This window comes from Mesorhizobium sp. M1027, from assembly GCF_040318745.1.
Lineage (GTDB): Bacteria > Pseudomonadota > Alphaproteobacteria > Rhizobiales > Rhizobiaceae > Mesorhizobium.
Map to the genome: position 1 here is coordinate 1 of NZ_JAMYMW010000015.1, position 19,923 is coordinate 19,923.

At 60.7% G+C, this 19,923-nt stretch carries 21 protein-coding genes; 16 read left to right on the forward strand and 5 right to left on the reverse strand.

Annotated features, from left to right (window positions below):
* From NKH50_RS25160 to NKH50_RS25170, 3 genes are all read right to left on the reverse strand, one after another.
* A partial coding sequence (locus tag NKH50_RS25160; protein WP_352881655.1) for a transposase occupies window positions 1–383 on the reverse strand: 383 nt, incomplete at its 3' end.
* 514 nt (window positions 384–897) lie between these two features.
* Complete coding sequence (locus tag NKH50_RS25165; protein ID WP_023722056.1) at window positions 898–1,026, reverse strand: hypothetical protein; 129 nt, start codon at window positions 1,024–1,026, stop codon at window positions 898–900.
* A 32-nt stretch (window positions 1,027–1,058) separates the two neighbouring features.
* Complete coding sequence (locus tag NKH50_RS25170; RefSeq protein ID WP_352881657.1) at window positions 1,059–1,448, reverse strand: hypothetical protein; 390 nt, start codon at window positions 1,446–1,448, stop codon at window positions 1,059–1,061.
* 603 nt (window positions 1,449–2,051) lie between these two features.
* On the opposite strand from NKH50_RS25170, the gene queC reads away from it, so the two are divergent.
* From queC to queE, 3 genes are read left to right on the forward strand one after another with little or no spacing between them, the layout of a single operon-like run.
* Window positions 2,052–2,750 carry a 7-cyano-7-deazaguanine synthase QueC gene (gene queC / locus NKH50_RS25175; RefSeq protein ID WP_352683931.1) on the forward strand — a complete coding sequence of 233 codons (699 nt, stop codon included), beginning with the start codon at window positions 2,052–2,054 and terminating at the stop codon, window positions 2,748–2,750.
* Window positions 2,750–3,106, forward strand: coding sequence for a 6-carboxytetrahydropterin synthase QueD (gene queD, locus NKH50_RS25180; protein ID WP_023722053.1), 357 nt, complete (start codon window positions 2,750–2,752; stop codon window positions 3,104–3,106). Before queC ends, queD begins: the two co-directional genes overlap by 1 nt.
* The gene (gene queE / locus NKH50_RS25185; RefSeq protein WP_352683932.1) at window positions 3,103–3,837 is read left to right on the forward strand and encodes a 7-carboxy-7-deazaguanine synthase QueE; all 735 of its coding nucleotides are present in this window, start codon (window positions 3,103–3,105) and stop codon (window positions 3,835–3,837) included. The genes queD and queE overlap by 4 nt, the downstream gene beginning before the upstream one ends.
* Window positions 3,838–4,394: 557 nt before the next feature.
* On the opposite strand, the gene hemN is transcribed toward queE, so the two are convergent.
* Complete coding sequence (gene hemN / locus NKH50_RS25190) at window positions 4,395–5,744, reverse strand: oxygen-independent coproporphyrinogen III oxidase (protein ID WP_352881659.1); 1,350 nt, start codon at window positions 5,742–5,744, stop codon at window positions 4,395–4,397.
* Window positions 5,745–5,898: 154 nt separating this feature from the next.
* Here hemN and NKH50_RS25195 point away from each other — a divergent pair, with 154 nt between their 5' ends.
* From NKH50_RS25195 to NKH50_RS25250, 12 genes are all read left to right on the forward strand, one after another.
* Window positions 5,899–6,645 carry a Crp/Fnr family transcriptional regulator gene (locus NKH50_RS25195; RefSeq protein ID WP_352881662.1) on the forward strand — a complete coding sequence of 249 codons (747 nt, stop codon included), beginning with the start codon at window positions 5,899–5,901 and terminating at the stop codon, window positions 6,643–6,645.
* 256 nt (window positions 6,646–6,901) lie between these two features.
* Window positions 6,902–7,204 (forward strand): hypothetical protein, encoded by a 303-nt coding sequence (locus tag NKH50_RS25200; protein ID WP_352881665.1) that lies wholly within the window; start codon window positions 6,902–6,904, stop codon window positions 7,202–7,204.
* 46 nt (window positions 7,205–7,250) lie between these two features.
* Window positions 7,251–8,882 (forward strand): cytochrome-c oxidase, cbb3-type subunit I, encoded by a 1,632-nt coding sequence (gene ccoN, locus NKH50_RS25205; protein ID WP_352881669.1) that lies wholly within the window; start codon window positions 7,251–7,253, stop codon window positions 8,880–8,882.
* Window positions 8,873–9,604, forward strand: a complete 732-nt coding sequence (gene ccoO / locus NKH50_RS25210; protein ID WP_352493086.1) for a cytochrome-c oxidase, cbb3-type subunit II — start codon at window positions 8,873–8,875, stop codon at window positions 9,602–9,604. The genes ccoN and ccoO overlap by 10 nt, the downstream gene beginning before the upstream one ends.
* Window positions 9,605–9,615: 11 nt before the next feature.
* Window positions 9,616–9,765 carry a cbb3-type cytochrome c oxidase subunit 3 gene (locus tag NKH50_RS25215; protein ID WP_023679629.1) on the forward strand — a complete coding sequence of 50 codons (150 nt, stop codon included), beginning with the start codon at window positions 9,616–9,618 and terminating at the stop codon, window positions 9,763–9,765.
* A gap of 2 nt (window positions 9,766–9,767) precedes the next feature.
* A complete protein-coding gene (gene ccoP / locus NKH50_RS25220; RefSeq protein WP_352881672.1) occupies window positions 9,768–10,631 on the forward strand; it encodes a cytochrome-c oxidase, cbb3-type subunit III in 864 nt (287 codons plus the stop codon).
* Between the two features lie 132 nt (window positions 10,632–10,763).
* Entirely contained in the window at window positions 10,764–12,323 is a 1,560-nt protein-coding gene (gene ccoG, locus NKH50_RS25225; RefSeq protein ID WP_352881675.1) for a cytochrome c oxidase accessory protein CcoG, read from the forward strand.
* The gene (locus NKH50_RS25230; protein WP_352881678.1) at window positions 12,320–12,817 is read left to right on the forward strand and encodes a FixH family protein; all 498 of its coding nucleotides are present in this window, start codon (window positions 12,320–12,322) and stop codon (window positions 12,815–12,817) included. The genes ccoG and NKH50_RS25230 overlap by 4 nt, the downstream gene beginning before the upstream one ends.
* On the forward strand, window positions 12,814–15,102 hold the full coding sequence (locus tag NKH50_RS25235) for a cation-translocating P-type ATPase (RefSeq protein WP_352881680.1): 2,289 nt from the start codon (window positions 12,814–12,816) through the stop codon (window positions 15,100–15,102). The genes NKH50_RS25230 and NKH50_RS25235 overlap by 4 nt, the downstream gene beginning before the upstream one ends.
* Entirely contained in the window at window positions 15,099–15,251 is a 153-nt protein-coding gene (gene ccoS / locus NKH50_RS25240) for a cbb3-type cytochrome oxidase assembly protein CcoS (RefSeq protein WP_352881682.1), read from the forward strand. The genes NKH50_RS25235 and ccoS overlap by 4 nt, the downstream gene beginning before the upstream one ends.
* Before the next feature lie 423 nt (window positions 15,252–15,674).
* On the forward strand, window positions 15,675–16,856 hold the full coding sequence (ubiM, locus tag NKH50_RS25245) for a 5-demethoxyubiquinol-8 5-hydroxylase UbiM (RefSeq protein ID WP_352453626.1): 1,182 nt from the start codon (window positions 15,675–15,677) through the stop codon (window positions 16,854–16,856).
* 303 nt (window positions 16,857–17,159) lie between these two features.
* Entirely contained in the window at window positions 17,160–19,067 is a 1,908-nt protein-coding gene (locus NKH50_RS25250) for a putative bifunctional diguanylate cyclase/phosphodiesterase (RefSeq protein WP_352881684.1), read from the forward strand.
* Window positions 19,068–19,162: 95 nt separating this feature from the next.
* On the opposite strand, the gene NKH50_RS25255 is transcribed toward NKH50_RS25250, so the two are convergent.
* Entirely contained in the window at window positions 19,163–19,432 is a 270-nt protein-coding gene (locus NKH50_RS25255; RefSeq protein WP_352453619.1) for a DNA -binding domain-containing protein, read from the reverse strand.
* Between the two features lie 128 nt (window positions 19,433–19,560).
* Between NKH50_RS25255 and NKH50_RS25260 the strand changes: the two genes are divergently transcribed.
* Window positions 19,561–19,812, forward strand: coding sequence for a helix-turn-helix domain-containing protein (locus NKH50_RS25260; protein WP_023722035.1), 252 nt, complete (start codon window positions 19,561–19,563; stop codon window positions 19,810–19,812).
* Window positions 19,813–19,923 lie beyond the last annotated feature (111 nt).

Here is a 19,923-nt window from a genome sequence, read left to right on the forward strand (position 1 = left end):
AGCTCCCGCACGCCGGGTAGGTTCTCCAGCCGGCACAGCGTCGATTGCGACGCCAGATCCCGACCCGACGGCAGCGCATCCTGGGTCATCTTGAAGACCGGATCGCGGCGCAGCCGGTTGGCGTCGTTGCCGTCCTCGTAGCCGGCGGCGATCATCTTCATGCGAAAGCCGATCATGTCCGCCAGGCTGTGGACGACCTGGTCCGGGCAGCGCGGATCGTCGATGCAACGCGCCAGACGCTCGGCCACCCGCAACCGCTTTTCCACCTCGGCCAAGGCCAGAACGCCGCTGTTGGACGACAGCATGCCGCCGTCGAAACGGGCGACGACGGACTTGCCGCCGACTGATGACAAACCGCTCAGCGGCAGCGCAAGATCGTTCATGGTGGGTGTGGTCTCCGGGAAATGGTTCGGATCGGCTTAAGCAACCAAATCCTACGTCATTTCAACGATCAGATCCCGAGCAGCCAGCCAGTATTCGACCGTCGCTGGCGCCTCCGCCCACTGAGGCCTTGTGCTTCCTCCAGCGAGTCAAGCCGATCACCATGCGTGTCGCCAGTTCTGGTGCTCACCCACGTGCCATTTGCGATCTTGTGTCGGTGAGAGCACCGCAAGCACCTCCCCTGCTAGAGGGCAAGGCGGCTTGCGTCGCCCGTGTTGTTACTATTCTTCGCTGTGGCCGGAGTTTTTTCCTTGGCTTCGGAATCGGGACATTCGGCTTTGCAAAAAAATAGGGCATCGTGGTCGATCGTCACGCCCCCGAGTTCCGCGGCACGATGGGACGACAACGGCAGCGCAAGCTCCATTTGCGCGAGGGGCTCGTCCCTTCAAATACTTGATGCATTTGCGCTTTGCGTACCTCCGTGCATGTTGCTCGATGCCAGGCGGAGACCTCTGTCTAAACGATCGCGCATCGATGCAACGCCCACGCGTAGATCGCCATCATCGCGGCGATCGCTTTGCCGCGATCGCCGCAGCCGTTTTCGAGCACGACAATCATGCCGGCGCTGTCGGCAGCGATGCGCATGCAAAAATTCACAGATGCATTCTGGCCAAATGCTAGCTGCCCAGCAAATGTCCGGCATTTCGCAAGGCCCCTAGGAAGAGACTGGCATGGCCGTTGGCATCGATCTTGGCCTGCATCGACAGGGGCATGCTGTGCCAGTTCTCCAAGGGCGCAATGAAATGTGAGAACGTACCGTTGACGATGCAATGGTGGGTAACAAGGCCCTGTCTGTCCAACGCCAGCACGCCGATCTGGTCGCCCTGATATCGGATGGCTGCGACCCGCTGGACCCCCGCATCACCGTCGACCCGCACGTCGAAAAGCAGGATGCCGCGGCTCCTGGTGGCTACCTCGGCGGCCTTTTCAGCGAAGCCTAAGGAGAGCGAGCGGACGCTTTCGACCGCCAGCTGTAAAACCATCAAATCCAGTTCATCCACTGCCATAAGGTACCTGCGCGCAACACATGGGTGATAGCAATCGACCACACCGCTTGTTCACAGATGTCGGCTCACGACCGATCATTCAGGTTGTTGCCGGACGTCCATTGACCGAGGGAGTGCTCCGGTTCGAACCGATCCTGAAGCGGAATGCGCTGGATCTACGGAACCCGAGGAGCAGGCCAGCCAAAGTTGCCGCGACAATTGATGTCGTGATCATTCCAGACATTTGCATCGGCGTCGCTGAACATCCCACTGGTAAGTCCGTTGTTTGCGGCAAGGGGCCGTCTAGTACCTGAAAACCCTCGCGGTGGCGTTCCTCGAAGCTCGGGACCGCCGGGCGCTTGATCGTCGAGAACTTTGTTTACGAAGGTCCGGACCTCCTGCAGAGCATATTCCGGTGCGCTCGCCTTTGAGCATTCCGCTGAAGCGTGACGTTTCGCTAGTCCGTGTTCCTTGCAGGCTCACCGCGAGGGCGCCTTGCACACAGCGGCACGTCAGCGCATGAAACTCGTCCCCCGTTCACTTCACAAAATGGATTTCCTGAAGTACTGGGAGCGCAGAGAAATCTCCGGTCGCAGCCTACCCGGTTAAAACAAGGACCCAACAATGAAGACTCTCGTCGTCTGCTCCGGCGGATTGGACTCCGTCACCCTTGCTCACAAGGTGGCAGCGGAGCACGAACTCGCCGGCCTCTTATCTTTCGATTACGGCCAACGGCATAGGAAGGAATTGGGCTTCGCCGCCCTTTGTGCGGAGCGACTGAGCGTCCCGCACCGCATCATCGACATCCACGAGATCGGCGGCGGCCTTTCCGGCTCCGCGCTGACCGATAATGTGGACGTGCCCGACGGGCACTACGCCGAAGACACGATGAAGGTCACGGTGGTGCCGAACCGGAACGCCATCATGTTGGCCATTGCCTTCGGCTTCGCCGCAGCGCACGACGCTGACGCGGTGGCGACGGCCGTGCATGGTGGGGATCATTTCATTTATCCCGACTGCCGTCCGGCCTTCATCGACGCTTTCCAGATGATGCAGGACCACGCGCTCGACGGCTACGCGGAGATTCGCATTTATGCACCCTATGTGAATCTCACGAAGGCGGACATTGTTAGGAATGGAGCAGCATACGGCACGCCATTTGCGCAGACCTGGTCCTGCTACAAGGGCGCCGAGCGTCACTGCGGGAGGTGCGGGACCTGTGTCGAGCGGCGCGAGGCGTTTCATCTCTCTGGGCAGCCGGACCCCACCGACTACGAGGACTCCGACTTCTGGCTCGATGCGCTGCGAAGGAGGACCGCGTAATGTTCCGCATCACCAAGGAATTCCACTTCTCAGCCTCCCATCAGCTCACCTCGTTGCCACCCGATCACCAATGCGCGCGCCTGCACGGGCATAACTACATCGTTGAAGTGGAGCTTTCAGCGAATGGACTGAACGACAACGGCTTCGTGCGCGACTATCACGATTTGGCGCCATTCAAACGCTACATCGACGAGAGCTTCGACCACCGACATCTCAATGACGTGCTGGGACATGAGCAAGTCACGGCGGAATATCTGGCCAGACATTTTTATGAATGGTGCAAGGCACGCCTGCGCGAAACCTCGGCCGTGCGGGTGAGCGAAACGCCGAAAACCTGGGCGGAATACCGGCCATGACCGATACGCATCCCGCAATCCGCGTGAGTGAGATTTTCGGGCCGACGATCCAGGGCGAGGGCGTGCTCATCGGTTTGCCGACGGTCTTCGTCAGAACCGGCGGGTGTGACTATCGCTGTTCCTGGTGCGACAGCCTGCATGCGGTGGACAATCAATTCCGCCATGAATGGGAGATGATGTCCATTGGCGCGGTGTGGCAAAACGTGCTTGCGCTTTCCGGTGGCCGCCCGCTGATGGTGTCGCTGTCAGGCGGCAATCCGGCCATCCAGCCGCTCGGCGCGCTCATCGAGCGAGGCCATGGTGAAGGTTATCGTTTTGCGCTGGAAACCCAAGGTTCGGTGGCCAGGGACTGGTTTGCCGACCTTGACGTGCTAGTCCTCAGCCCAAAGCCGCCGTCAAGCCAAATGACGACCGATTGGGCCGCTTTCGAGGCCTGCCTCCAGGCGGCACAAGGCAGGCCGCAAGTCGTGCTCAAGCTCATTGTTTTCGACGAAAGGGACTACGCCTACGCGAAAGACGCCGCTGCGAGATTTCCGCGACTTCCGATCTATCTGCAACCCGGCAATCACACGCCGCCACGCCCCGCAAATGAAGACGGGCCTGTCGACCTTGACGGTATATTGAAGCGCATGGAGTGGCTGGTTGATAGCGTGACCCGCGACAGGTGGTTCGAAGCCCGTGTGCTGCCGCAGCTGCACGTTATGCTCTGGGGTAACAAGAGAGCCGTCTAGCCTAGGCCCGCTTTTCACTGAAACTGCGCCGGCGGATATTCGGGTGGACGGGTTGTCCCACGCTTGACGGCGCTGCCGGGGTGCTTGCGGACTTCTGCCACCGGCACCAGGAGCGTGGCCAGCCGCTTACGACTCGGATTGTTGCCGAGGCTCGGTTTCGACGGGCGTCGGCCTGGCGCGAACCAATCAAAGGTTAGCGCGAGCCACGGGTGGATAGTGTGGTGGTGCGATGCGGCGGCGCCTGCTGCAGCTGGCACGGTCCTTGCGGATTCTTGTTGCAAGGCCGAAGGGAGCTGTCGGCCGACAACCATGATCTGGCCAGGACGATTGTCGACTGCTTCCGATACAGAAAAGAGGCCGGACTCGACGTGGCGCTTCAGGGACTGCGAAATGGAATACGGCGCCGGAAGGCACGACCGGACGATATCGTCGCTATACCAAGACGCGTCTGGTCCGCTCCGAATCCTGTCTCGACACAACGGTCGCCGATCAACAGTGAAAAATGTAGCGCAATCGGTTCACGATCGACTGAGAACCATGACGTTCCTCTGCGGTGCTCAGACTGCCGCTGAGTGCCTGGCCGTTCCACTTTCGAAATATTTGTCGAACTTTGCCGCGATGCTCCTGACAAAGGGCCGGCTTTCCGCAGGCACGACGAAGCGGTCACCATCAAGTTCAAGCAACCGCGCAGGATCTTGGAGAGCCGTGGAACTCGCCTTGAGGAGAAGTCTTTGGCCGGCTTCGCCAAAGCGCTCCACCAGCTCAATCGCCGAGAAGGCGAAGTCACACATCAATCGCTCGATGATCCAGCCGCGAACACGGTCGTCGTCGGAAAGCGCGATACCCCGAACAGCGGCCAGCCCGCCGTTCTCGACCATGCGCCCATACTCGGCGGTCGAAGGCATGTTCTGTGCATAGCCTTGCCGAAACTGGCTGATGGACGATGGGCCGAGGCCGATCAATGTCTCGTAGCGGTCCTCGGTGTAGCCTTGGAAGTTCCGGTGCAAAGTCCCGGCGCGGGCCGCAAGCGCCAGGGCATCGCCCGGCTTGGCGAAATGATCGAGCCCGATTGCTTCGTATCGCTGGTCCATGATCGCCCGCGCTGCCAATTGCGATTGGGCAAACCGCTCCGCCGGACCCGGCAACCAGGCCTCGTCGATCATCGTCTGATGTTTCTTGAACCACGGCACATGGGCGTAGCCAAAAAGCGCGATCCGATCCGGTTCCAGGGTCAGTGCCTGTGTAACCGTGGAGGCGACGCTCTCCCTGGTCTGATGCGGCAGGCCGTAGAGCAGATCGAGATTGACGGATTCGACGCCGCGCGAACGAACGCCATCAACAACCGTCTTGGTCTGCAAAAAGCTCTGCTCGCGGTTGATCGCTTTCTGCACCTTCGGGTCGAAATCCTGGACGCCGAGGCTCGCACGGGTCATGCCGATTTCGGCAAGTGCATCGAGGCGGGCATCGTCCATATCGCTGGGTTCGATCTCAACGCTGATCTTTGCACCGGGGAGAAACGTGAAGCTGTTGCGCAGGACGGTTCCCAGCGCCACCAGATCCTCCGGTTTGAGCATCGTCGGCGAACCGCCGCCGAAATGGACGGCACGCACGCGGCCCTTGCCTGCGACAACACTGGAGACGGTGGCGATCTCGGCATCCAGTGAGCGCAGATATGTGGTCACCGGTTCGTAGTGGCGTGTCTGCTTGGTATGGCAGGCACAGAACCAGCAAAGCTTGTCGCAGTACGGGATGTGCAGATAGAGCGATATCTCGTGGCCCTCGTCGAGCGCCTGCAGCCAGCCCCGACAAACGGCAGCATCAATGCCTGTATGAAAATGCGGCGCTGTCGGATAACTGGTATAGCGCGGGACGTTCTCGCCAAGTCTGGCAGCTAGCTCCAGTCGCATGTCGTGGTCCACCGTGTTTGCGTCGCCGGAACTGTGGATGCTTGGATGAGCCTAAGCCCTGATTTCGATCAACGTTCAGCACGGACAAACTGCCGCAAGGATTTTTCTACCGTCGATTGCTATCCTGCCCGCACTGGACCGGTAGAGCGATCGAATGACATTACGGCAGGACACTCACAGTTCCGGCATTCCCGTTCTTTGCCTGTCTTGCGAGGCACGGCACCGCGGTGTCTGTGGTGCGCTCGAACCAGACCATTTGGCTCAGCTCGCCAAGACGTCGTCGCGGCACAATATCGAGCCGGGGGTCGAACTGATCGGCGACGCCGAGGCGGTCGACTGTTATTCAAACGTGCTTTCAGGCGTGGTGAAGCTCACGAAGAGCCTTTCGGACGGCCGCCAGCAGATCGTCGGTCTCCAGTTCGCGCCGGATTTTGTGGGACGGCCCTTCAAGATGAAAAGCGCGATCAATGCGGAAGCGGCAACAGCTGTCTCGCTATGCTCGTTTCCGAGAGCGGCCATCGAACGGTTGATGAAGGAATCACCGGAATTTGTGCATCGCCTGTTCAAGCAGGCGCTGAACGAACTCGACGAGGCACGCGAATGGATGGTGACTCTGGGGCGCAAGACCGCACCGGAGAAGGTGGCGAGCTTTCTCCTCATGATCGCCCGGAACATCGATTCCAGTGCTGACCCGGCGGCTAGGTCGGCGTGCTTCGAGCTGCCGATGACGCGTGCCGACATCTCTGATTTCCTTGGAATTACAAACGAGACCGTGAGCCGTCAGCTGACCAGCCTGAGAATGGACGGCGTGATTCGGATCGAGAACAACCGCCGTGTCACCGTGGACAGCATGAGCCGGCTGGAACGGCGCTGCGGCGGCCGAGGCGCAACCGCCGTTTGAATGACACCGAAGCTGCATGGCCTACGTCACTTATTTCGTTCGGGGCAGGGCATGCTCGCGTTGGGCTTAGAAGAAGCCGCATAGCGACAGCCCGCTCTCCATCCGATCGCCTGAGCCAGGTGTGGTTCGGCCAACTCGTCGGCGAAGCATCCATCCTCGAGGTGCTCGACGTGCAGCCGGCTGTTCCAGGCAGGATTGCACTCGGCCAAAGTCAATACGCCTCATACGCAGGGGAAAATCGCCGTTCCCCCGAATCATGAATGTCACGAAGGCAGCGCAACGCTGGCGCTGGCTGTCCCAAGGCATTGAAACGATCGAGGTTCGGCAAGGCATCTGCCTACTTTCCAGCGTCACAGAAGGCGCGCTTCCCCACACGCCCGCGATCGCCTCCATACCCGACCCGACCGGGGACGCCGGGCCTGTCCATAAGCGTGGCGGCCGGTGCTGCGCTTCCACATTCGATCGCCACAGTCTGATCGCACTGAACTCGATGCTGCTCGAAGCAAAATCGTGCGGCTCTGACATGGATCAGGGCGAGCAGGCCACGGCTGCGCAATAAGGCACTGCGGTTTGGCGCCCGCCGGAATTGGAAATCGGGGCTTGCGATGAAATTCGGCACAGAGATCGTCCTTCTAAGCCTGTTTGCGTTTGCGGCCCTGGTGGCTGCCGGCTTCGGCGTAGATGAACCTTTTCGCCGCCATATGTGGGTTTTGTTCTTCGCCGTGGCTGGCTTCACTGCGATTCTGTTGCGCAACACGGAGTTCAAGCCGGCAGTTCCGATCGACCCCGGCGCTTACATGGATGGGCCGATCCGCTACGGTGCCATCGCCACCGTATTCTGGGGCGTCGTCGGCATGCTGGTCGGCGTGGTCATCGCCCTGCAGCTCGCCTACCCCGATCTCAACATCCAGCCCTGGTTCAATTTCGGCCGACTGCGGCCTTTGCATACTTCCGGCGTGGTTTTTGCCTTCGGCGGCAATGCACTCATCTGCACGTCACTTTATGTCGTGCAGCGGACCTGTCGTGCCAGGCTGTTCGGCGGCGATCTCGCCTGGTTCGTGTTCTGGGGCTATCAGCTGTTCATCGTCATGGCGGCAACCGGCTACCTGCTCGGTATCACCGAGAGCCGCGAATACGCCGAGCCCGAATGGTATGTGGACCTGTGGCTGACCATTGTCTGGGTCGCCTATCTCATCCTGTTCCTCGGCACGATCCTAAAGCGCAAGGAACCGCACATCTATGTCGCCAACTGGTTCTACCTTGCCTTCATCGTGACCATCGCAATGCTGCATGTGATCAACAACCTGTCGATGCCGGTCTCTTTCCTGGGCTCCAAGAGCTATTCAGCCTTCTCCGGCGTACAGGACGCCCTGACGCAATGGTGGTACGGCCACAATGCCGTCGGCTTCTTCCTCACCGCCGGCTTCCTCGGGATGATGTATTATTTCGTGCCCAAGCAGGCCAACCGACCGGTCTATTCCTACCGGCTGTCGATCATCCACTTCTGGGCTTTGATCTTTCTTTACATCTGGGCCGGTCCGCACCACCTCCACTACACCGCCCTGCCGGACTGGGCCCAGACGCTCGGCATGGTGTTCTCGATCATGCTGTGGATGCCGTCATGGGGCGGCATGATAAACGGCCTGATGACGCTCTCGGGCGCCTGGGACAAGCTGCGCACCGACCCGATCATCCGTATGATGGTCATGGCCATCGCCTTCTACGGAATGTCGACTTTCGAAGGCCCGATGATGTCAATCAAGGCCGTCAACTCGCTCTCGCACTACACCGACTGGACCATCGGTCACGTCCATTCGGGCGCGCTCGGATGGGTTGGCATGATCTCGTTCGGCGCGATTTATTTCATGGTCCCGAAATTATGGAACCGCGACCGGCTTTATTCGCTGCGGCTCGTCAACTGGCACTTCTGGCTGGCGACGCTTGGGATCGTCGTTTACGCCGCGGTGATGTGGGTGTCCGGCATCATGCAGGGCCTGATGTGGCGCGAGTACGACGAGCAGGGCTTCCTGGTCTATTCCTTCGCCGAAACCGTCGCCGCCATGCATCCCTACTACATCATGCGTGCCATCGGCGGCGCGATGTATCTGTCGGGCGCCCTCATCATGGCCTGGAACATCGCCATGACCATCCTCGGCTACCAGCGCGAGGAGGATCCGATGCCGCGCTCCATCCCCGCCCTCCAGCCTGTGCGATCAGGAGCCAGAAAATGGGCTTGATGGACAGACACGCGGTCATCGAGAAGAACGCCACACTTCTTCTCCTCGGGTCCCTGCTGGTCGTAACAATCGGCGGTATCGTCGAGATCGCGCCGCTCTTCTATCTCGACAACACCATCGAGAAGGTGGAAGGCATGCGGCCCTATTCGCCGCTCGAGCTCGCCGGGCGCAACATCTATGTGCGTGAGGGCTGTTACCTCTGCCACAGCCAGATGATAAGGCCGTTCCGCGACGAGGTCGAGCGCTACGGCCACTATAGCCTGGCGGCCGAGTCGATGTACGACCACCCGTTCCAGTGGGGCTCGAAGCGCACCGGGCCGGATCTCGCCCGGGTCGGCGACCGCTACTCGAACGGATGGCACGTCCAGCATCTCACCGAGCCGCGTTCGGTGGTGCCGGAATCGATCATGCCGAGCTACGCGTTCCTGAAGGACATGCCCATCGAGGTGAAGGATTTCTCGACGCATCTGATCGCCAACAGCCGTGTCGGTGTGCCCTATTCAGACGACATGATCGCTCATGCCAATGCCGATCTCATGGCGCAGGCCGATGCGAATGCCGACACATCGGGCCTGGAGAGACGCTATCCGAAAGCCAAGGTTGGGGACTTCGACGGCGATCCGCAGCAGGTCACCGAAATGGATGCGCTGGTCGCCTATCTCCAGATGCTCGGCACGCTGGTCGATTTCAGGACCTATGACGAAGCCGCCGGTTACCGCTGAGGAGAATGGCGATGACCTACAATTTCATGCGGGAGTTTGCCGACAGCTGGGGCCTGCTTGCCATGGCGCTTTTCTTCCTCGGATGCGTTGCCTTTGCACTTCGTCCCGGCAGCCGCAGGCAAGCCGAGAGAGCCGCTCACATTCCTCTCAAGGACGACTGATCATGGGCAGCGAGCATATCGACGAGGTTTCGGGTATCTCGACGACCGGCCATGAGTGGGACGGCATCAAGGAACTCAACAACCCGCTTCCGCGCTGGTGGGTCATCACCTTATACATCACCATTGCCTGGGCGATCGGCTACACCGTCGTCTATCCGGCATGGCCGATGCTGACTTCCGCGACCAGGGGTGTGCTGGGGTATTCGAGCCGCAAAGATGTCAAGAATGAACTGGCGGCGGCCGAAGTGGCCAAGGACAAATATGTCGCTGCCATTCAGGCGAAGACCGTCTCCGAGATTACTGCCGACGATACACTACGCGAATTCGCGGTCGCCGCAGGTGGCGCCGCGTTCAAGGTCAATTGCGTGCAGTGCCATGGCTCGGGCGCTCAAGGGTCCAAGGGTTTTCCCAACCTAAACGACGACGATTGGCTGTGGGGTGGCAACGCCGAACAGATCCAGCAGACGATTGCGCACGGCATCCGCTTCGCATCAGACCCGGATACGGGCCTGTCGGAAATGCCTGCTTTTGGCGACATCATCACGACGGATCAGATCAAGCAGGTCGGCGCCTATGTCGCAAGCCTCTCCGATCCTGTTCAGGACACAAGCCTGATCGAACTCGGCGCCAATGTTTTCGCCGAGAATTGTGCGGCCTGTCATGGTGAGAATGCAAAGGGCAACAGGGAGCTCGGCGCACCCGACCTGACCGACGCGATCTGGCTTTACGGGTCTGGCGAAACAGCCATCGCCGCGCAGGTCCGCGCCCCGAGGCATGGCGTCATGCCGGCCTGGATCGGGCGTCTCGGCGAGATCAAGGTCAAGGAACTCGCGGTCTATGTCCATTCGCTTGGCGGCGGAGAATAGGAACGCAAGCCTATTCTCGTCCTCCCCCCAACCGCCAAGCGACGAGGCCCGGCGCGAGCCGGGCCTCGGCATCATCCAGAAACCGATGGGTCGGGCTTCCGGCGAAATCGTCGCTGGTGACTGGAGCTTCTCGTGCTCGATAACACGCAAATAGAACGGCTCGAAGCCGATGCGGTCAACTCCGCCAAGACCCGTCAGCCGCTCTATGCCGCACGCAAGAAGATCTTCCCGGCCCGGGCCTCTGGCAGTTTCCGCCGCTTCAAGTGGTCGGTGATGGCAATCACGCTGGGGATCTACTACCTGACGCCCTGGCTGCGGTGGGATCGCGGGCCATTTGCCCCTGACCAGGCCGTGCTGGTCGATCTTGCCAACCGCCGCTTCTACTTCTTCTTCATCGAGATATGGCCGCAGGAATTCTACTACGTCGCCGGCCTGCTGGTCATGGCCGGTATCGGCCTTTTCCTGATCACATCCACCGTCGGCCGGGCCTGGTGCGGCTATACGTGCCCGCAGACCGTGTGGGTCGATCTGTTTCTGGTCGTCGAGCGAGCCATCGAGGGCGACCGCAACGCGCGCATGAAGCTCGATGCCGGGCCCTGGACTGCGCGCAAACTCGTGCTGCGAACATGGAAACACGCCATTTGGCTGGTCATAGGCGCGGCGAGCGGCGGCGCCTGGATTTTCTATTTCGCCGATGCGCCGACGCTGGTTGGGGAACTCTTCACCGGCACCGCCGCCCCCGTCGCCTACATCACCGTGTCCGTGCTGACGGCGACGACCTATACGTTCGGCGGGCTGATGCGCGAGCAGGTCTGCACCTACATGTGCCCATGGCCACGCATCCAGGCGGCCATGCTCGACGAGAATTCCCTCACCGTCACCTATAATGACTGGCGCGGCGAACCGCGCTCGCGTCACGCCAAGAGGGTCCTTGCCGCCGGGCAGCCCGTCGGCGACTGTGTCGACTGCAATGCCTGTGTCGCGGTGTGCCCGATGGGGATCGACATTCGTGATGGCCAGCAGCTTGAATGCATCACCTGCGCGCTCTGCATCGATACCTGTGACGGTATCATGGACAAGCTCGGCAGGGAGCGCGGACTGATTTCCTATGCGACGCTGGCCGACTACAACGCCAACATGATGCTGGCGACCCCGGGCGGCTCCGGTTCAGTCAACCCGTCACTGGTCAGGAGCGCTGACGGCCTGTTCTCCGACAAGGTGGCCCGTTTCCATATCCGCAAGATCTTTCGCCCGCGCACCTTCATCTACATGGGCGCCTGGTCGGCGGTCGGTCTCGCGCTGCTCTATTCACTGCTGACGCGCGATCGGCTCGAAGTCAACGTGCTGCACGACCGCAATCCGCAATTCGTCACGCTGTCCGACGGCTCGATCCGCAACGGCTACACCGTCAAGCTGCTGAACATGATCCCCGAACCAAGAACGATAGTCGTCACCATAGGGGGCTTGCCAGGCGCAGAGATGAGCATCGTCGGAGTCGACCTCCCCGCCGATCGCGCTTTTGCGATCCAGGTCGAACCCGACCGGCTTAAGATGCTGAAGGTCTTCGTGCGCCAGCCGGCAGATCAAATTCAGGGCACAGCGCAGACCTTCAAGTTCCGTGTCGAGGACAAGGCGAGCTTCGAGTCGGACGAATACACCGCCACTTTCAACGCACCGGAGATCGCCAGATGAGCGACACCTCGCGACAATCCCACGAATTCACCGGCAGGCATATGCTGTTCACCATCCTTGGCTTCTTCGGCGTGGTCATAGCGGTCAATCTGACGATGGCGACGCTCGCCAACACGAGCTGGACCGGCCTTGTCGTCGAAAACACCTATGTGGCGAGCCAGCAGTTCAACAAGAAGGCCGAGGAGGGGCGAGCTCAGGCAGCCCTCGGCTGGACTGGCAAACTGACCATCGCAGGCGGTGAGGTCCGCTACAGCCTCACCGATGCTGTCGGCAAGCCGGTTGCCTTGCATGGCGTCAAGGTGCTGTTTCGTCATCCCGCCTACGAGGCCGAGGACAAATCCGTCACTCTTGCCGCTGCCTCCGGTCAGATATTCGCCGCGCACCACATGCCCACGGATGGCGTCTGGATCGTCGAAATCGACGCCGATGCGAGCCTTGCGGAACCCTATCGCGACGTTCGCCGGATCATGATTTCCCACGGGGCGCTGCAATGAGCTGCTGCGCGCCAGGCGCCGAAATGGCATTGGACCTGGAAAACGTCACACTGGTCCTGCCTTCTGGCCAGGAAATCAGACTGGCGAGCCGCTCGATTGGCGAAAATCTTCGCCAGACCGACCTCTCGGTGCCGGCTGTGCATTGTGCCGCCTGCATCCAGACGATCGAGACGGCGATCGGCAAGCTGGATCGCGTCGAAGGCGCTCGTGTCAATCTTTCAACGAAACGTGTTTCGGTCCGGTGGCGCGGCGACGAGGTTCCGCCATTCGTCGCCACACTTGGACGGCTGGGCTATGGCGCGCACCTGTTCGATCCCGAGGCTGACGGGAAGGACAGGACGCTCTCGGAACTGATCCGCGCCGTCGCGGTGGCCGGCTTTGCGGCGGGCAACATCATGCTGCTATCAGTCTCCGTCTGGTCCGGCGCGCAAGGCGCGACCCGCGACCTGTTCCATTGGGTCTCGGCCTTGATTGCCATTCCTGCGCTCGCTTTCGCCGGCGGCATCTATTTTCGCTCGGCCTGGAATGCGCTGCGCCACAGCCGCATGAACATGGACGTGCCGATCGCGGTCGGGGTATCGCTCGCTTACGCCATGAGCCTCTACGAGACGATCAACCATGGCGACCATGCTTATTTCGACGCGTCGGTGTCGCTGCTGTTCTTTCTGCTGATCGGCCGCACGCTGGATCACGTGATGCGGGAACGGGCACGGACGGCCGTAAACGGACTGGCTCGGCTGGCGGCGCGCGGCGCCATGGTGCTGCGCGAGGATGGTTCGCGCGACTACTTGCCGGTTGGCGAGATCGAACCAGGAATGGAGCTCTTGATTGCGGCTGGCGAGAGGGTGCCCATCGACGGCAGGATCATTGGCGGGGCATCGGATCTCGACTGTTCCCTGGTTTCCGGGGAAAGCACGCCCAGAACGGTGGGCCCGGGGGCGCAGGTCCAGGCCGGTACACTCAATCTCACCCGTCCGCTGACCATCGAGGCGACGGCCGCCGCGAAGGATTCATTCCTGGCCGAAATGGTTCGGCTGATGGAAGCGGCAGAGGGCGGCCGCGCCCGCCATCGCAGGATCGCCGATCGCGTCTCCGCGCTCTATGCCCCCGTGGTCCACCTCACCGCCTTTGTGACGTTCCTCGGCTGGATGGCGGCGACCGGCGACTGGCACCGGGCAATAACAATCGCGATCGCCGTTTTGATCATTACATGCCCGTGTGCGCTCGGTCTCGCCGTGCCGATCGTGCAGGTGGTCGCTGCGCGGCGGCTGTTTGAAAGCGGCGTCATGGTCAGGGACGGCTCCGCCATGGAGCGCCTGGCGGGGATCGACACGGCATTGTTCGACAAAACCGGCACGCTTACGCTCGGACTGCCCAGGCTGATCAATGCGCCGTCCATCGATCCGACGATGCTCGCCATGGCGGCCGAGATGGCAGCGCATTCCCGCCATCCCTTTTCGAAGGCAATCGCTGGCAATGCAGCCTTTGCCGGCCAGCCGAAACTCGCGTCCGTCAGCGAGCATCCGGGCTTCGGCATCGAAGCCATCGGCGAGGGCAGTACCTGGCGGCTGGGTCGCCGCGGATGGCGTGAGTGGAAAGCTCGGATCGGCGGCGAAGGCAAACAAGGCTATGGCGGAACCGTTCTGACGAAGGACGGGGTCATTGTCGCGACTTTCGATTTCGAGGATGATCTGCGTGCCGATGCCAAGGCGGCCATCGAGCAACTGAACGGCGCCGGCGTGTCGGTGGAGATGCTGTCGGGCGACACAGAGGCTGCCTGCGGCGAAGTCGCGGAAGCACTGGGCGTCGAGCGCTTCGTTCCCTCGTTGCTTCCCTTCGGGAAGGTCGAACACATCGAAGCATTGACGCGAACTGGCCACAAGGTGCTGATGGTCGGCGATGGGCTCAACGACACGCCTGCATTGGGCGCCGCACACGTTTCGATCGCTCCGGCCACGGCGGCGGATATCGGTCGCAACGCCGCGGATTTCGTGTTCCTGCGTAAAAGTCTTCTGGCGGTCCCACTTGCTTTAGACATTTCGCGGAAGGCCGGACGGCTGATCCGGCAGAACATCGCCATCGCGATCGTTTACAATGGCATCGCCGTGCCGGTCGCCATTCTGGGGCACGTTACGCCACTGATCGCGGCGGTCGCGATGTCCGCCTCGTCCCTCCTGGTCATCGGCAATGCGCTACGTCTGCAAGGTTTCGTGTCAAATGCATCGGTGCAAGATGCCCGACATGACAGGCGCTCGGACATTGGCGCACTGGCACAATCCTCATGACGACGCTCGCCTACCTCATACCTGTGGCCCTGTTCCTCGGAGTGCTTGGGCTGGCGGGGTTCCTGTGGGCCTTGAGGAGCGGCCAATATGAAGATCTCGATGGCGCCGCCGAGCGGATCCTGATCGACCGCGACGAGCAACGCAGTTGACCCAGCCTGCCCTGCGAGGACTCGCTCGAATATTTTCCGCGGTTGCTTCGCGTCATGCCGATTTCGGCGCGCGACGGGTGCGAACGGATCAGCCAGAATACGTTGCCGAACTTTCGGCCAGGAAAGGGCCGCACCGAACGGGAAGCCGGCCATTCCATGATGACCTGACCAGACCATGGCGTGGCGGTCGACCAGTCGACCGTGAACCCGCCGTTGCCGCGTTTATCGAGCCTGGTTGATCCACATCAGGGTTATCTCTTCATAGGCATGGTTTCATTGAGCATTTTTGAACGGAGAACGGATGTCTAACGGACGGTTAGGTCGCGTGGAGACGCTTGGGGAGATGAGCCGCAAACCGTGGATCGATTGCGATGCGTTCCAGTGCCCTTCGTCGCAGATAGCCGACGCAATGGCGGCACGCTGATGGCCGGCTCTGTCGATAGATTCGACGTTATTGTGGTCGGAGCCGGGCCGGTCGGACTTTCCTTCGCCGCGTCGCTTGCCCAGAGCCGACTCAAGGTGGCAGTGGTTGAACGGCAGTCGCTCGAAAGCCTGGCGAATCCGGCTTTCGACGGTCGCGAGATCGCGCTGACCCACGCATCGGTTGGAATCCTTCGCGAGCTCGGCGCCTGGGATGCCATCCCCGCTTCGGACAAATCACCGCTACAAGGCGCGCGCGTGCTCAACGGATCGAGCCCTTTCGCCCTGAGCTTCGATTCTCCCAGCGGATCTGGGGAACCACTCGGAATTCTGGTCCCAAATTGTCGGATCCGCGACGCCCTGTTCAAGCTTGTCCACTTCCAGGATCATGCCCAGCTGCTGTGCGGCCGCTCGGTCGTCAATGCAACAACCAGCCACAAAGAAGCAGTCATAACGCTCTCTGATGGCAGGCAATTGGCCGCTCGGCTGCTCGTTGCAGCGGATTCGCGTTTGTCCGCGACGCGCGACCTGCTCGGCATTGGCGCCGACATCAATCGGCTTGGCAACTCCATGCTGATTTGCCGGGTGAGGCACGAGCGCGCCCATCACCAGATCGCGGTCGAATGGTTCGATCACCATCAGACGATAGCGATGTTGCCGCTCATGGAAGGCGTGTCGTCGCTGCTTCTCACTTTGCGCTCAAGCGAGGCCGACAGACTGCTTGCTCTCGACGACGATTTGTTCCTCATGGAATCGACGAGCCGGTGTCGAGGACGCTTCGGAGAGATGACCTTGGCAAGCACCCGCCATGCCTATCCGCTGGTCACGACCTGGGCGCACAAGTTCTGGGCTCCGAGTGCGGCACTGATCGGCGATGCTGCCCTCGGCATGCACCCGGTGACCGCGCATGGCTTCAACATCGGCCTCAGTGGCCAGAAGCAACTCGCCGATAGAATCCTGGCGGCATGTCGCGAGCGCCGCGACATTGCTGATCCCGACATACTCGGCAGATACGAAAGCCGGCTGCGTCTGTCGGCGGCACCGCTCTATCATGCTACGAATGCACTTGTCGCTCTCTACTCAGGCGAGCACCCGGCGGCACGGCTTGCAAGACATGCAGGGCTTCGCTTTGCCCAATATCTTCCCTTTATCCGCCTTGGTATTTCGGCCATGCTCAGGCGGTGAATCGCAGGCAGCGCTGCCGCTCTGGAACGCTATCTCGGCCCGGCTTCCTTTTGTCTCGCCGGGCGCGTTGATGCCGTTGGCAGGGCTGCTTCCATGGTGACGTTGCCGATCCTGGGATGATTCGGATCAAGGCACGCGTGCGGGCAAGAGCTCGATGGTCAGACGGCAAGGCCAAGAGGCAGACGTGCGCCCCGAAGACATGGTGAGCACACTGGTTATCCCCGCTGGATAGTTAACCCGTCCTTCAGTGGGCCTGCGTAGGCTTGTCCTCGCGAACAACGATGGGAGCAAGCTGGTCCGTCCATGGCCCCGAAGAATGAAGACACGCTGGAGGCCAAAATCCGTCAGGATCAGCTTGCTGACCTGAGGGCCGGCCTCTTCGTGTCGATGCCGATAAGCGCTATCCTGTCAGGCCTGATTTGGGCGGTGCACGCCCTTTCTGGCAGCGGCTTTGCAGCTGCAATCTGGTTCCTGGTCGTCAATGCGATAAATGCCGCCCGCCTTGCACTCGCGCGTTATCAGCTAAAGGAAACGGGGCGCCATGACGGATTAGTGGGGGTTTTGCCGCGGCTTCGCTGGTTTGGCATCCTTGCTCTTCTGGCAGGGTTTGCCTGGTCCTTCCTGGCCGTCCTGACTGTTGGATACACGACACCTCAAGCACCTCTGCATCTGGTCATTCTGGCGGGCATTTCAGCTGGTGCGGTTACATACGGCAGTTCGTATGCCGCGGCGGCGACCAACTTCATCACACCTCCGCTCCTCATCACGGTGGCTTGCCTTTTGGCGAAAGGCAATTTTGAAGACTACATTCTGGCTTTTACCGTTCTGCTCTTCATGGGCGGCTTGGTTCGAGCTTCGTTTGTTGGGCAAGCACGGTTCCGCGAAGCGAGCCGCCTGAGGCATGAGGCCGAGCGGCTTGCGGCGGAGATGAAGGCCAGTTCCAGGCAGGACCACCTGACGGCCCTTCTCAACAGGCGTGGCCTCGAAGACGCAATCGGACGTTTCGAGACCGCGGATGGCCCCTTCGTGGCAATGCTGGTTGATCTGGACGGGTTCAAATCCGTCAACGATACCTACGGTCACAGGACCGGTGATGAACTGCTTGTCAGGATCGCCCGCCGCATAGAGGAGGAAGCACCGGAAGGCTCAACGCTTGCTCGTATCGGCGGCGACGAATTCGTGCTGTTTTTTCCCTCAACGAGGGTTTCGCTTTCTGCCAGTGATCTCGCCTCCAATATCATAGCCAAAATTGCCCGACCCTATATCGAGGTCGCGTCCGTCCGTGTCGGGGCATCGATAGGAATATACCTGGCGGAAAGCCCGGGCCTGACCGAAATGTTGTTGCGGGCGGACATCGCCCTTTATACGGCCAAGCGTCGTGGCAGGAACGAATTTTGCCTGTTCGATGCCGAACTCGACAGGGAACTGCAACGCCGCCAGTCCGTCGAACGGGACCTTCATTCGGCGATAAAGACGAGAAGCTTGCAACCTTGGTTCCAGCCGATCGTGAAACTCGACACCGAGGCCGTGGTCGGTTTTGAAGCCTTGCTGAGGTGGTCCCATCCGATTCATGGTGCCATCTCTCCACCCGAAATCATCACAGCTGCACGCGAAACCGGAATGCTTCAGCTGCTGACGCAAACCGTATTCGCCGACTGTTGTGCTTTTATCGACGGCTTGGTGAAAGCTGACTGTCATGATTTCCGTGTGGCGATGAATGTTTCGCCGCGCGAACTGGAAGCCGGCGATATCGACGACATGGTTTTGGATGGTCTGGCGGCAAAAGGCCTCCCTGCAACGATGTTCGAAATCGAGATTACCGAAGAATCCCCGGTGGACCCGGACAGAGTGGATGAAAAGCTCGGACGGCTTTCACATGCGGGCATTTCCATCGCGCTCGATGACTTCGGCACCGGCTTTTCTACGTTGGCATCGCTCAAGGACAGTCGGATACGCAAGGTCAAAATAGACCAGGGCTTCATTCGCGGCTTGGCCAAGTCCCGAGAGGACCGACTGCTTGTCAAATCGGTCATCGATCTCGGTAACATGCTCGGGATCGAGGTCATGGCCGAGGGCGTCGAAACAGAGGCGGATCGGCAAACCCTGCACAAGCTTGGCTGCCGAACCGCTCAAGGCTACCTGTTCTCCAAGGCTGTGCCTCTGAGCCAAGCACTGGAAATGGCAGTCAAACAGCACGCGAAGCAGTTGTGACCGCTCCCGCCGCGCCGTCTCTCGCGGCCGTGCGCTCATGAGTGACGGGTATCTGAACTTCCTTGTTTGAAGAGCATGACAATCCGTGCTGTGCGTCAGCCGGCGAACAGTTCCTTGTAGCCGGTCGTCACCATCCAGTTCGCCCGGTCGATATGGCTGCGAAGAGCCTTGCGGGCGCGGACCGGTTCAAGGGCCGGGTCGATGCCTAGAATGAGATCGGCCATCTCCTCTTCGCTGGCATTGTCGGCGCAGGCATCCAGGATCCGCAGGTAGATCGTGAAATGCTGCCTATCGTAGGCCGTCAGGTTCTCCGACCAGGGGACTTCGTCGCACAGAGTTGAGTTTCGAGTCTCATCTGTTCCCATTGATCGATTCATGCCTGTTGCGAGCCTCGGCTGTTGAGCGCTGGATGCAACGCAGCATATCCCAAAATGGGATAATCCGAAACCGGGATTAGTCGCTGATCCGGTCTTTACCCGACCGGTTCGCCTACATGCCCAAATCTCTTCGCTCGCCCCGCCACCAGCGGTTTCTGGCCCAGCTGGTTTCCCTGCGCAAGGCCAAAGGCCTGACTCAGGCGCAGGTGGCCGAGAAGCTTGATCGTCCCCAATCCTTCGTGGCCAAGTACGAGGGTGGAGAGCGGCGTCTCGATGTCATCGAGTTTCTCGACTTAACTGCGGCGCTTGACGCTGATCCGTGCGAGATTCTGTCCAGCCTGCGGGCTAACGGGCGCCTGCGCGTCTAACGGCTCGCGCCGGTGCCGTGAACCGAGCGTGCTTTTCTTCGGCAAGCTGCCATTCCGCTGCGGGTGGGTCTTTACCAACCCATGCCGATATAGGATGATAATCCTAGGTGG